We start from the raw sequence: 12,443 nt of genomic DNA, 5'->3' as shown, positions 1-12,443 counted from the left end.
CGAACGGAGCAGGCCCATGGGCGAGCAGCACGCCGTGAAGTTCCCGCAGGAGGTCCTGGACGAGTACGCGGCGCTGGGCATCGACCTGCCCTCGCTGTTCTCCGCCGGGCACCTCGGCGAGCGCATGGACATCCGCGTCCTGGAGGCCTCGGCCGACAAGGTCGTGGGCACCATGCCCGTCGAGGGCAACACCCAGCCGTACGGGCTGCTGCACGGCGGCGCCTCCGCGGTGCTCGCCGAGACCCTCGGGTCCGTCGGCGCGATGATGCACGGCGGCATCAACAAGGTCGCGGTCGGCGTGGACCTCAACTGCACCCACCACCGCGGCGCCCGCTCCGGCCTGGTCACCGGCACCGCGACCCCGGTGCACAAGGGGCGTTCCACCACCACCTTCGAGATCGTCATCACCGACGACCAGGACCGCCGGATCTGCACCGCCCGCCTCACCTGCCTGCTGCGCGACGTCGAGGCGCAACAGCCCCGTAACGACTGACCAGTTGCCCTCACCGCGGCGCCGGTCTAGCGTTCCCGCATGGGATCCGGACCGGCGCCGCGCGGCGCCCTGGCAGCCTGCGCCGCGACGCTCCTCGCCGCCGCGCTCACGGGCTGCTCCGGGCCCGACCGGGACGCGGGCCGCGACACCCCCGCCGGTACGTCGCCGCCCCCGGCCGGCGCCGCCCCCGCACCCCGGCCCACCTCGCCCGAGGACCTCTGCACCGCGCTGATCACGCACTGGGCCGGCGTCGTGCTGGACGGGGACGGCGCGGGCGACCCCGTCGGCCTGGACTACCAGTCCATGGGCCTGTCCGGCGACCAGAACGAGATCCTGCGGGCCGTGCTCGCCGACGCCCGCGCCGAGGGCCGGGCCAAGGCCCCCGAAGGCGCCTCCGCCGCCGACGCGGCCGCCCGGCGGGTCGTCGACCGCGGGGCCCGCGAGCGCTGCGCCGCGCACCACCGCTCCGCGGCGACCGCGACGGCGACCGGCGGCCCCTGGGGATGAGCGGCATCGGCCCGGTCGAACCGGGCGAGGGCACCGCGGGCCGGGAGCCCGACGGCCCCGCGGACGGGCGGGGCGACGACCTCCCCGGAGCAGCCGCCCCAGGGCCCGCCCGCGCCCTGCTGGGCCGCGCCCTCGACCGCTGCGCCCGACACCGCCCCGCGGTGGCGGCGCTGGCCCTGCTGGTCGCCCTCGGGCTCGCGGGGGGCTACCTCTACGCCGCGCGACCCCGGCCGCCCGCGCCCGTACCGGCTCCGCCGCCGGCCGCGCCCTCGCAGACCCTGGCGCTGACCTACGGGGAGCCGGAACCGCTGGAAACGACCCCGGCAGGCACTGCCCTCAGGTTCACTGTGCGTGCACGTACGTCCGCCGGACCGGCGGTGACGATCGAGCGGATCGGGCAGCCTTCGCGGGCACTGACGGTGACCGTGCGGCCACCCTCACCCGTCATCGTGGCTGCCGGAGAAGTCCGTGAGGTTGTTGTGGAGATTCACGTGGCGGACTGTGTGCATGTTGCACGGAATGCGGGGCTCCCTTTTCTGGAAGTAACCCTCAGTAATGGATTCCAGAAAGAGGATCACAGTTACATCCTCGGTGACCGATATGCCAGGGATCTTTCCACCGCTCTGACCAGGGCCTGTCCCGTTGGTCGAGATGTGGGCCCCACGCCCGCGTCATGACCAAAACCCTTGAGCAGCCTGGCCTGTAAGGACTTAAACCGCCCGACAGTCCTGCCGTATCTCACGATGCGGACAAGACGAACCGGCCGGAATTCCCCCGTTCCACCCCCAGAGATCCGCTATGTATTACGCCGTGGCATAACAAGAGAGTCACATCATTGGCCTGAGCACTCCATAACGTCCGATGGGCGGCTTAGAGTCACGGCCAGTTACCGCGACCGCCGGATGCCATTCAGTTCGGTTCCCCGCGTTCGACTCGGCGCGTCCCAGGGGGGACGCGGCGCCAGGAAAGGACTGATCGTGCGTCATCGTTCGCTCATCGCCGTGACGGCCGCCCTCGCCGCGGGCGCTCTCACTCTCACCGCCTGTGGCTCCCGCGACAACAAGTCGGACACCTCCGGCGGCGGCGACGTCACGGTCACCATCGGCGTGGACGCGCCGCTGACCGGTGACCTGTCCGCCCTGGGCCTCGGCATCAAGAACTCGGTCGACCTCGCGGTCAAGACCGCCAACGAGAAGAAGTACGTCAAGGGCGTCACCTTCAAGATCCAGGCGCTCGACGACCAGGCCCAGCCGTCCTCCGGACAGCAGAACGCCACCAAGCTCGTCGCCGACAAGGACGTCCTCGGCGTCGTCGGCCCGCTGAACTCCTCGGTGTCCGAGTCGATGCAGAAGGTCTTCGACGACGCCAAGCTCGCCCAGATCTCCCCGGCCAACACCAGCCCGTCCCTCACGCAGGGTCCGAACTGGGCGACCGGCCAGAAGGTCCGCACCTACAAGAGCTACTTCCGCACCGCCACCACGGACGCCATCCAGGGCCCGTTCGCGGCGCAGTACCTCTTCAACAAGGGGGGCAAGAAGAAGGTCTTCCTCATCGACGACAAGAAGACCTACGGCGCCGGTCTGGCCGCCACCTTCAAGGGCGAGTTCACCAAGCTCGGCGGCGCCGTCGCCGGCGAGGGCCACATCGACCCGGAGTCCAAGGACTTCTCGGCGATCGTGACGCAGGTCAAGAACTCCGGCGCCGACGTCGTCTACTACGGTGGCGAGTACCCGGCCGCCGGCCCGCTCAGCAAGCAGATCAAGGCCGCGGGCGCGAACATCCCGCTCATCGGTGGCGACGGCATCTTCGACAAGAAGTTCGTCGACCTGGCCGGCCCCGCCGCCGCGGGTGACATGGCCACCTCGGTCGGTGCGCCCGTCGAGACCCTGCCGTCCGCCACGGAGTTCATCGCGAACTACAAGAAGGCCGGCTTCAAGGACCCGTACGCGGCCTACGGCGGCTACTCGTACGACTCCGCCTGGGCGATCATCGAGGCCGTCAAGAAGACGGTCGACGCCAACAACGGCAAGCTCCCCGAGGGCGCGCGCGCCAAGGTGCTCGAGGCCGTCCAGGGCGTCTCCTTCGACGGTGTGACCGGCAAGGTCTCCTTCGACGAGTTCGGTGACGCCACCAACAAGCAGCTGACCGTCTACAAGGTCGACGGCCCGGACTTCAAGGCCGTCGAGTCGGGCACCTACCCCGCCAAGTAACCGGCCCGTACCACCTCACTCCTGCCGCGCGGGGCGCGCACCAAGCGCCCCGCGCGGTGTCACATCCGTCGAAAGACTCGGAGGACCTGCGGTGCACGAACTGCCGCAACAGCTGGTCAACGGCCTGCTACTGGGATCCATGTACGGGCTCGTCGCCATCGGCTACACGATGGTTTATGGCATTGTCCAGCTCATCAACTTCGCGCACGGCGAGATCTTCATGACCGGTGGCTTCGGCGCCTTCACGGTCTGGTCGATCCTCCCCTCGGGCACCACCATGTGGATCGCGCTGCCCCTCATGCTCATAGGCGCTGTCATCGTGGCGACCCTCTTCGCCGTCGGAGCCGAACGCTTCGCCTACCGCCCCCTGCGGAACGCTCCCCGCCTGGCCCCGCTCATCACCGCCATCGGCCTCTCGCTCGCCCTCCAGCAGGCGGTCTGGGCCTGGTACCCGGACGCGAAGTCCTCCATCGTCTTCCCCGAGATCTCCGGCGGACCCTTCAACATCGGCAACGTCACCATCCAGACCGGTGACGTGTTCCTGCTGATCGCCGCTCCGATCTCGATGGCCTTCCTCGGCTACTTCGTCCTCAAGACCCGCACCGGACGCGGTATGCAGGCCACCGCGCAGGACCCGGACACCGCCAAGCTCATGGGCATCAACACCGACCGCATCATCACGGTCGCGTTCGCCCTCGGCGCCGTGTTCGCCGCCGTCGGAGCCGTCGCGTACGGCCTCAAGTACGGCGAGATCAACTACAAGATGGGCTTCCTGCTCGGCCTCAAGGCCTTCACCGCGGCCGTCCTCGGTGGCATCGGCAACATCTACGGCGCGATGATCGGCGGCCTCGTCCTCGGCCTCGCCGAGACCATGGCCACGGCCTACATCGCCGACATCCCCGGCTTCCACCAGCTGGGCGGTCAGACCTGGGGCAACACCTGGGCGTTCGTACTCCTCATCCTCGTGCTGCTCTTCCGGCCCCAGGGCCTGCTGGGCCAGCGCGTGGCGGACAGGGCGTGACAACCATGACGACCAACACCGCGGACATCCCGCAGACCGCCGCTGCCCGGGGCTTCGTTCCCCTCCCCGAGAAGGCCGGCCGCGCCCTCGCCACCGTCGGCGGCGCGCTCACCGCCCTCTCCGCCTTCCTCTCCTGGACCTGGACCGCCGCGTTCCCCGGGGACCTCACCTTCTACGGCTCCCCCGCGGGCCTGCAGTGGCTGGTCCTCGTCGGCGGCCTGATGACCGCCCTCTTCGGCCTCGCGTCGTACGGGGTCAAGGGCCTGGGCTGGCTCGCCCCGGCCGGTGCCGACGCGGCGATCAAGCTCTCCGCCCTCGCCGCCTTCGCCACCGCCTGGTACACGATCATCGCGATCATCAGCAAGCTCGGCCACCTCGTGGACCTGGAGCCCGGCGGCTTCTTCCTCGCGGTCGTCAGCCTGCTCGCCCTGGTGGGCGCCCTGGCGCTGCCCTTCGAGCGGGCGGTCCCCGAGATCCCCGACCCCGAGGACAGCGGCTGGGACAACTTCAAGCTGGACAGCCGCAACCAGTGGGCCAACGTCAAGGCCGCCTTCGCCAACGGGCCGGTCCGTCCGGCCAAGGAGCTGCCCGCCTACCTGGAGATCCTGCTCATCGCGGGCCTCCTGGGCGTCGCCCTCGGCGTCTTCACCTTCGGCATCGGCACCCCGTACCAGGAACTCTTCATCGGCTTCCTGATCACCGCGAGCTTCGGTTTCGCCGCGCTCAACAAGTCCGGCCTCATCGCCCGCTTCTCGGCGATCACCGGTCGCCACCGCAACGTCGCCCTCATCGGGGCGTTCGTCGCCGCCGCGGCCTTCCCCTTCACGCAGACCGACGACCAGTACGCGACCCTCGGCGTCAACATCCTCATCTTCGCCACCGTCGCCCTGGGCCTGAACATCGTCGTCGGCCTCACCGGTCTCCTCGACCTCGGTTACGTCGCCTTCCTCGGCGTCGGCGCCTACACCGCGGCCCTGGTCTCCGGTTCGCCCAACTCGCCCTTCGGCGTGCACCTGCCCTTCTGGGCCGCGCTCCTCATCGGCGCCGCCGCCTCGATGATCTTCGGCGTGCTGATCGGCGCCCCGACCCTGCGGCTGCGCGGCGACTACCTCGCCATCGTGACCCTCGGCTTCGGTGAGATCTTCCGGATCTCGATGAACAACCTCGACGGCATCTCCGGCCCGGACGTCACCAACGGTCCCAACGGCATCTCCTCGATCCCGAACGTGGACCTCTTCGGCTTCGACTTCGGCGCCGAACACACCATCGCCGGATTCACCATCGGCCGCTTCGCGAACTACTTCCTGCTGATGCTGATCATCACCCTCGTCGTGGTGTTGGTCTTCCGCCGCAGCTCGGAGTCCCGCATCGGGCGCGCCTGGGTCGCCATCCGCGAGGACGAGACCGCCGCCGAGGCCATGGGCATCAACGGCTTCCGCGTCAAGCTCATCGCCTTCGCCCTCGGCGCCACCCTGGCCGGTCTGGCCGGTGCCGTCCAGGCCCACGTCCAGTACACCGTGACGCCCGAGCAGTACGTCTTCGCCAACACGGTCCCGCCGAACTCCGCGTTCCTGCTCGCCGCCGTGGTCCTGGGCGGCATGGGAACGATCGCCGGTCCCCTCATCGGTGGCTCGCTGCTCTTCCTGCTGCCCAACAAGCTCCAGTTCATGGGCGACAAGCAGCTGCTCATCTTCGGGCTCGCGCTCATCGTCCTGATGCGCCTGCGCCCCGAAGGAATCATCCCCAACCGGCGCAACCAGCTCGAACTCCACGAGGACATGGAAGCGCCCACGGTCCTCGGCAAGGCAGGGGTCTGAACCCATGACGACCACCACCACCGATGCCCTCTCCGCCAGCACGGCGGAGACCGTCCTGGACGCGCGCGGCGTCACGATGCGCTTCGGCGGCCTCACGGCCGTCAAGAACGTCGACCTCACCGTGAAGGCCGGCGAGATCGTCGGACTCATCGGCCCCAACGGCGCGGGCAAGACCACCTTCTTCAACTGCCTCACCGGCCTCTACATCCCCACCGAGGGTGAAGTCCGGTACAAGGGCACGGTCCTGCCGCCCAAGTCGTACAAGGTCACCGCGGCCGGTATCGCCCGTACCTTCCAGAACATCCGTCTCTTCAACAACATGACGGTGTTGGAGAACGTGCTGGTCGGCCGGCACACCCGGACCAAGCAGGGACTGTGGTCCTCGCTGCTGCGGCTGCCCGGCTTCCACCGCGAGGAGGCCGCCAGCCGCGAGAGGGCCCTCGAACTCCTGGAGTTCATCGGTCTGGCCCACAAGGCCGAGCACCTCGCGCGCAACCTGCCCTACGGCGAGCAGCGCAAGCTGGAGATCGCCCGCGCCCTCGCGAGCGACCCCGGGCTGATCCTGCTCGACGAGCCCACCGCGGGCATGAACCCGCAGGAGACCCGGGCGACCGAAGAGCTGATCTTCGCGATCCGGGACCAGGGCATCGCCGTGCTCGTCATCGAGCACGACATGCGCTTCATCTTCAACCTCTGCGACCGCGTCGCCTGCCTCGTGCAGGGCGAGAAGCTCATCGAGGGCAGCGCGGCCGAGGTCCAGGGCGACGAGCGCGTCGTCGCCGCCTACCTGGGCGAGCCCTTCGAAGGCGCCCCCGGCGCCGAGGAAGTCGCCGAGGTCGAGGCCGCCGAGGCGCACAGCACCACCAGCACGGACGGAGAAGCCAAGTGACCGCACTCCTCGAGGTCGAGGACCTCCGGGTCGCCTACGGCAAGATCGAAGCCGTCAAGGGCATCTCGTTCAGCGTCGAGGCCGGACAGATCGTCACCCTCATCGGTACCAACGGTGCGGGCAAGACGACCACCCTGCGGACCCTGTCGGGCCTGATCAAGCCGCGCGGCGGCCAGATCCGCTTCAACGGCAAGTCGCTGAAGAAGACCCCCGCGCACGACATCGTCGCGCTCGGGCTCGCCCACTCCCCCGAGGGGCGGCACATCTTCCCGCGCATGACGATCGAGGACAACCTCCTCCTCGGCGCCTTCCTGAGCAAGGACAAGGAAGGCATCCAGAAGGACGTCCAGCGCGCCTACGAGCTGTTCCCCATCCTGGGCGAGCGGCGCAAGCAGGCCGCGGGCACCCTCTCGGGTGGCGAGCAGCAGATGTTGGCGATGGGCCGCGCGCTCATGTGCCGGCCGAAGCTGCTGATGCTGGACGAGCCGTCGATGGGCCTCTCGCCGATCATGATGCAGAAGATCATGGCGACCATCACCGAGCTGAAGGCGGCGGGCACCACGATCCTGCTGGTCGAGCAGAACGCGCAGGCCGCGCTCTCGCTCGCCGACCAGGGGCACGTCATGGAGATCGGCAAGATCGTCCTGTCGGGCCCGGGCCGCGAGCTGCTCGTCAACGAGGACGTCCGCAAGGCGTACCTCGGCGAGGACTGATCCGACCGACCTGACATACAACGCGGCCGGCCCGCCCCGATTTTCCGGGGCGGGCCGGCTGCGTTCGGTTGCGCTAGTCCTTGGCCGCCGCCGCGGCGTTCTTCTTCTCCTCGGCGTCCTCGATGACCGCCTCGGCGACCTGCTGCATCGACATGCGGCGGTCCATGGAGGTCTTCTGGATCCACCGGAAGGCGGCGGGCTCGGTCAGGCCGTACTGCGTCTGCAGGATGCTCTTGGCGCGGTCCACGAGCTTGCGGGTCTCCAGCCGGAGCGAGAGGTCGGCGACCTCCTTCTCCAGGGCGCGCAGCTCGGCGAAGCGGGACACGGCCATCTCGATGGCGGGGACCACGTCGCTCTTGGAGAACGGCTTGACCAGGTACGCCATGGCCCCCGCGTCCCGGGCCCGCTCGACGAGGTCGCGCTGCGAGAAGGCGGTGAGCATCAGGACCGGCGCGATCGACTCCTCGGCGATCACCTCGGCGGCGGAGATCCCGTCCAGGACGGGCATCTTCACGTCCAGGATGACGAGGTCGGGCCGGTGCTCGCGGGCCAGTTCCACGGCGCGCTGACCGTCCCCGGCCTCGCCGACGACGGCGTAGCCCTCCTCCTCCAGCATCTCTTTCAGGTCGAGCCGGATGAGCGCCTCGTCCTCGGCGATGACGACGCGGGTCGTCAGCGGCGGGACATGCGACTGGTCGGCGTCGACGGGTGTGGGCGACGACTCGTGCTCGGCGGTCACGGAGGGCTCCTCGTTGCGGGGCATAACAGCTCCCCTGAGCCTACCTAGCTCCTGTAAGGTGGTCTCGCGCAGGGTTCGTTGAGTCCTTCGTTTCGTAGGCCCCAGTACTCCAACTGGTCAGAGAGGCCGCTCTCAAACAGCGGACAGTGTGGGTTCGAATCCCACCTGGGGCACTTTCCTTACATTCCATGGTCGCGCGACTTCGCGGCCGTTAGCTCACACGAGCGAATTCGACCGCGCTGCCGGTCACTCTGGGCTGTTTCCCGCCCGCCTCCCCCTGCACGACTTCCTCGTGCGCCTCATTTCCCCGCCGCGATTCCGTGGAGCACCGCCGCCGCGTGGGCCGCACCCTCGGCGCGGGCGGGCGGGGCGCCCATGACGAGGAGCCGGTACCAGAAGGGGCCGAGGACGAGGTCCGCGGCGCTCTCGACGTCGGTCGCCGCGGGGATCTCCTCGCGCGCGACCGCGCGGGCGAGGAGGACGAGGACCAGCTCGCGCCGGGTACGGGCCCAGTCCCGGAAGGGCGCGGCGGAGCCGGGGTCGAGCTGGGCCTCGGCGGCGAGACCGGTGAGCGCGCGGGCCCGGACGGGGTCGGCGGCCGCGCCGTAGAGGTCGGCGAGGAACGCGGCGAGGTCACCCGCGAGGGAGCCCGTGTCGATCTCCGCCGCCCCGGAGGCGGGGTCGACGGCGGTTTCGGGGGCGGGATCGGGGCCGGGGGTGGGGACGTGGACGGAGGCGTCCATGACCAGCTCCGGCTTGCTCTTCCACCAGCGGTAGACCGTGCTCTTGGCGACATTGGCCCGCTTGGCGACGCCTTCGATGGTGAGCGCGCCGTAGCCGTTCTCCACGAGGAGGGCGGCGGTGGCCTCTAGGACGGATCGGTGGGCTTCCTCGTTGCGGAGGCGGCCGCCGGTGCGGGGGGTGGAGTTGGTTGACACGGCTTCACGATAGCCGCTACCGTTTATCGAAACGCTGCGTAGCGTTTCGATAAATGGTGAAGGTGTTCGGGGGGACAGTCATGAGTGGAAGCGTGATCGCTCAAGAGCATTGGTACGAGGCCACGGGCGAGGAGTTCGCCAGGGGCGGCCGGGAGGTGCGCATCCCCAACTTCCCGGCGGCCGACGCGTGGCTGGGCAGCGCGGAGGCGGCGGCGCGGCCGCGAGGGCCGCTGCTGCGGGGGCTGCGGGGTTGCCCGGAGCGGGCCACGGCGGCCGAGCGGGCGTGCGCCAGGATGGCGCCGGGGGCCGCTCCGGGCGGGCGGGGGTCCGCGGCATCCGCGCCGTTCTTCTCGGCGGAGCACAGAGGGGACCGCAGCCTGCGAGCCGCGGCCGGGGCCCTCCCCCGCATACGGGACTAGGGGGTGTCTGGCGGGCGCCGCGACGCCGCGGACATCCGTCGGACACCCCCCAGGTCAGGTCAGCGCGGGCTGGAGGCCGAGCCTGTGGAGGCGTCGAGCCGGGTCGGGCCGGCCTTGATGAGCACGGCGGCGAGCACGGCCGCGAGCAGGGTGGCGCCGCAGGCCCACCACAGGCCGGTCGTGTAGCCGGCGAGCAGCTCCGCACTGATCCGCCCGGACACCACCGACGCGTTGGCGCGCGCTTCCTGGATCCGGCTCGTGATCAGGGCGCTGAGCATGGCCGCGCCGATCGCCAGGCCCAGTTGCTGCGCCGCGCTGATGACTGCCGCGGCCCCGCCGGAGCGCTGCTCGGCGGCCTCGGTCGCCACGGCGAGGACCGCCGTGACGAACAGGCCGGAGCCGAGGCCCACGAGCAGGATGCCCGGCAGGACCAGCGAGACGTATCCGCTGTCGTGGGCGAGGGCCGCGAGCAGGGCCAGCCCGACGGCCGTGACGACCAGACCCGCGACGATCACCACGCGCGCTGCCGCCCGCCGCAGCAGCCGGGGGGCGATCTGCGTGGCGGCGATGACGTTCGCGCCGACCAGCGGCAGCAGGCGCAGCCCGGCTCCGAGTGGACGGCAGCCCTGTAGGGCCTGCAGGTAGAAGGTCAGGGCCACGAAGAGGGTGAAGAGACCGATGCCGGCCAGCGCCATGGCGAGGAAGGCGCCGACACGGTTGCGGTCCACGGGGAAGAGCGGGTTCGCCGCCCTGCTCTGCCACCACAGGAAGGCCACGAGCAGGAGGACGCCCCCGACGAGCAGGATCAGGACGAGAGGAGTCAGGACCCACCCGCTGGGCTGGTTGCCCAGCAGACCGTAGGACAGCGCGGCGAAGGCGGCCGAGCCGAGGAGCACGCCGAGCGGGTCCGGACGCGCCGCGGCGCCGCCCCGGCGGTCGTGCACCAGGGAGAGGACACCGACCAGGACGATCACGGAGAGGAGGACACCGGAGTAGAAGGACCAGCGCCAGCTCAGACTGTCGACGAGCCAGCCGTTCGCGCACAGCCCGAGCACCGAACCGCTGCCGACGACCGCGCCGTACACACCGAAGGCCCTGGCCCGCTCCTTCGGGTCGGTGAAGCCGTTGCCGACCACGGCGAGTGCGGAAGCCGTCAGCAGGGCGCCGAAGACGCCCTGGAGGGCGCGGGCCCACACCAGCACGTCGACGTCGGCGGCCGCGCCGCCGAGCCCGCAGGCCAGCGCGAAGCCGATCACGCCGACGATCAGCATCGGTTTGCGGCCCAGGAGGTCCGCGAGGTGTCCGCCGATCAGCAGCAGACAACCGAAGGCCAGGGCGTAGGCGTTGCCCAGGCCGTTCATCTCCTTGGTGGCCAGGTTCAGATGGGCCTGGATCGCCGGGAGCAGGAATCCGAAGCCCGCGACCTGGAACAGCACCATCAGCTGGGCCAGGGAGACGACCGCCAGGCCCCACCACCGCCGCGGGTGCGGGGGCTCGGGGGGCTGGGGCGAGCCCTGGGGGGCTGCCGGCCAGGCGCCGGGGAAGGGGCCCGGCGGCGGGCCGAAGCCCTGCCCGGGGATCAGCGGCGCAGGGGGCGTCGGGGCGTACGCGGGCGGCGGGGGCAGCTGTCGGGCCTGCTCCGGTGCTCCCGCGGACGGGACGCGGGGGTCCGTCCGCGCCTCGGACACCTCGGCGGCTTCGGCGCGGGCTCCGGCCGGGGCGAAGTCCAGGAGTTCGGCTGCGTGCCGGCCGAGTTGGGCCAGTACCGCGCCGGGCAGCCACTCCCCCTCCTGCTCGGCGGCCGTGCGCTCGGCCACCTCCTCGGGGGTGGGCCGCTGGGTCGGGTCCTTGTGCAGGCACGCGCGGACCAGCTCGACGAGCGAGTCCGGCACCCCGCTCAGGTCCGCCTCCTCCTCCGCGATCCGGAAGAGATGGGCGTTCAGCCCGGTGTCGGTCGCGCCGAAGAGCAGGCGCCCTGTGGCCGCGTAGACGAGGACGGCGCCCAGGCAGAAGACGTCGCTGGCGGGGGTGAGTTCGAGCCCGCGGACCTGTTCCGGCGACATGAAGCCGGGCGATCCGATCAGCATGCCGGTGTGCGTGTGCAGGCTGTCCCCGGCCAGGCTGTCCATGGCCCGCGCGATGCCGAAGTCGATGACGCGCGGGGCGTCGACGGTGACGAGGACGTTGGAGGGCTTGAGGTCCCGGTGGATCAGTCCGACCTCGTGCACCGCGCGCAGGGCCAGGGCCAGGCGGTTGGCGAGGGTGTGGACGGAGCGCTCCGGCAGCGGGCCGTAGTCCTTGGCGACCACGGTCTGCAGGTCGGGGCCCGGGATGTACTGGGTGGCGACCCACGGGATCGCGGCCTCGGGGTCGGCGTCGAGGACGGCCGCGGTCCAGCTGCCGCCCACCCGCCGCGCGGCGGCGACCTCGCGCGCGAAGCGCCGGCGGAATTCGGGGTGCCCGGCGAACTCGGCCTGCACGACCTTCACCGCCACGGTGCGCCCGCCCTCGGAGCGGCCCAGATAGACCAGGCCCATCCCGCCCGCGCCCAGCCGGGCGATCAGTCGGTAGGGCCCTATGCGGGTCGGGTCTTCGGCGTTCAGCTGGTCCACGGGAGAAAGATAGTCCAACTCTCCAACGGGGCAAGGCTTGTGGGGCGAACGCCCGCACCCGCCCGCGTCGCGGTCGGCGCCTCCC

Annotated in this window: 11 protein-coding genes and 1 tRNA gene; 9 read left to right on the top strand and 3 right to left on the bottom strand. The window is 70.6% G+C overall.

Annotation, left to right across the window (positions count from 1 at the left end; genetic code table 11):
* Nucleotides 1–16: 16 nt before the first annotated feature.
* The 7 genes from ACFWAR_RS17535 (at nucleotide 17) to ACFWAR_RS17505 (ending at nucleotide 7,650) form a co-directional block, all read left to right on the top strand.
* Entirely contained in the window at nucleotides 17–493 is a 477-nt protein-coding gene (locus tag ACFWAR_RS17535; protein ID WP_385777975.1) for a PaaI family thioesterase, read from the top strand.
* A 39-nt stretch (nucleotides 494–532) separates the two neighbouring features.
* Nucleotides 533–1,000 carry a hypothetical protein gene (locus tag ACFWAR_RS17530; protein ID WP_385777973.1) on the top strand — a complete coding sequence of 156 codons (468 nt, stop codon included), beginning with the start codon at nucleotides 533–535 and terminating at the stop codon, nucleotides 998–1,000.
* Between the two features lie 977 nt (nucleotides 1,001–1,977).
* Nucleotides 1,978–3,210 carry a branched-chain amino acid ABC transporter substrate-binding protein gene (locus tag ACFWAR_RS17525; protein ID WP_385777971.1) on the top strand — a complete coding sequence of 411 codons (1,233 nt, stop codon included), beginning with the start codon at nucleotides 1,978–1,980 and terminating at the stop codon, nucleotides 3,208–3,210.
* A 91-nt stretch (nucleotides 3,211–3,301) separates the two neighbouring features.
* Nucleotides 3,302–4,231 carry a branched-chain amino acid ABC transporter permease gene (locus ACFWAR_RS17520; RefSeq protein WP_354383325.1) on the top strand — a complete coding sequence of 310 codons (930 nt, stop codon included), beginning with the start codon at nucleotides 3,302–3,304 and terminating at the stop codon, nucleotides 4,229–4,231.
* The gene (locus ACFWAR_RS17515; protein WP_385777969.1) at nucleotides 4,228–6,048 is read left to right on the top strand and encodes a branched-chain amino acid ABC transporter permease; all 1,821 of its coding nucleotides are present in this window, start codon (nucleotides 4,228–4,230) and stop codon (nucleotides 6,046–6,048) included. Before ACFWAR_RS17520 ends, ACFWAR_RS17515 begins: the two co-directional genes overlap by 4 nt.
* Before the next feature lie 4 nt (nucleotides 6,049–6,052).
* On the top strand, nucleotides 6,053–6,937 hold the full coding sequence (locus ACFWAR_RS17510; RefSeq protein WP_385777967.1) for an ABC transporter ATP-binding protein: 885 nt from the start codon (nucleotides 6,053–6,055) through the stop codon (nucleotides 6,935–6,937).
* Nucleotides 6,934–7,650 (top strand): ABC transporter ATP-binding protein, encoded by a 717-nt coding sequence (locus ACFWAR_RS17505; protein ID WP_385777965.1) that lies wholly within the window; start codon nucleotides 6,934–6,936, stop codon nucleotides 7,648–7,650. The genes ACFWAR_RS17510 and ACFWAR_RS17505 overlap by 4 nt, the downstream gene beginning before the upstream one ends.
* Nucleotides 7,651–7,723: 73 nt before the next feature.
* On the opposite strand, the gene ACFWAR_RS17500 is transcribed toward ACFWAR_RS17505, so the two are convergent.
* Nucleotides 7,724–8,413: a response regulator gene (locus tag ACFWAR_RS17500; RefSeq protein WP_354383321.1), complete on the bottom strand. Its 690-nt coding sequence runs from the start codon at nucleotides 8,411–8,413 to the stop codon at nucleotides 7,724–7,726.
* A 74-nt stretch (nucleotides 8,414–8,487) separates the two neighbouring features.
* Here ACFWAR_RS17500 and ACFWAR_RS17495 point away from each other — a divergent pair.
* A tRNA-Leu gene (locus ACFWAR_RS17495) sits at nucleotides 8,488–8,562 on the top strand.
* 126 nt (nucleotides 8,563–8,688) lie between these two features.
* Here the strand turns inward: ACFWAR_RS17495 and ACFWAR_RS17490 are convergent.
* The gene (locus tag ACFWAR_RS17490; RefSeq protein WP_385777963.1) at nucleotides 8,689–9,327 is read right to left on the bottom strand and encodes a TetR/AcrR family transcriptional regulator; all 639 of its coding nucleotides are present in this window, start codon (nucleotides 9,325–9,327) and stop codon (nucleotides 8,689–8,691) included.
* Between the two features lie 92 nt (nucleotides 9,328–9,419).
* Here ACFWAR_RS17490 and ACFWAR_RS17485 point away from each other — a divergent pair, with 92 nt between their 5' ends.
* On the top strand, nucleotides 9,420–9,746 hold the full coding sequence (locus ACFWAR_RS17485) for a hypothetical protein (protein WP_385777961.1): 327 nt from the start codon (nucleotides 9,420–9,422) through the stop codon (nucleotides 9,744–9,746).
* Nucleotides 9,747–9,805: 59 nt separating this feature from the next.
* Here the strand turns inward: ACFWAR_RS17485 and ACFWAR_RS17480 are convergent, their stop codons facing one another.
* Complete coding sequence (locus tag ACFWAR_RS17480) at nucleotides 9,806–12,358, bottom strand: MDR family MFS transporter (RefSeq protein WP_385777959.1); 2,553 nt, start codon at nucleotides 12,356–12,358, stop codon at nucleotides 9,806–9,808.
* Nucleotides 12,359–12,443 lie beyond the last annotated feature (85 nt).

It is taken from the genome of Streptomyces sp. NPDC059917 (genome assembly GCF_042730635.1).
GTDB lineage: Bacteria > Actinomycetota > Actinomycetes > Streptomycetales > Streptomycetaceae > Streptomyces.
This window is presented reverse-complemented; position numbering and strand designations above follow the sequence as displayed.

Coding starts and splice junctions, on each gene's coding strand:
- ACFWAR_RS17510 (WP_385777967.1), top strand. CDS start 6,053: ATGACGACCACCACCACCGATGCCCTCTCCGCCAGCACGGCGGAGACC.
- ACFWAR_RS17530 (WP_385777973.1), top strand. CDS start 533: ATGGGATCCGGACCGGCGCCGCGCGGCGCCCTGGCAGCCTGCGCCGCG.
- ACFWAR_RS17500 (WP_354383321.1), bottom strand. CDS start 8,413: ATGCCCCGCAACGAGGAGCCCTCCGTGACCGCCGAGCACGAGTCGTCG.
- ACFWAR_RS17535 (WP_385777975.1), top strand. CDS start 17: ATGGGCGAGCAGCACGCCGTGAAGTTCCCGCAGGAGGTCCTGGACGAG.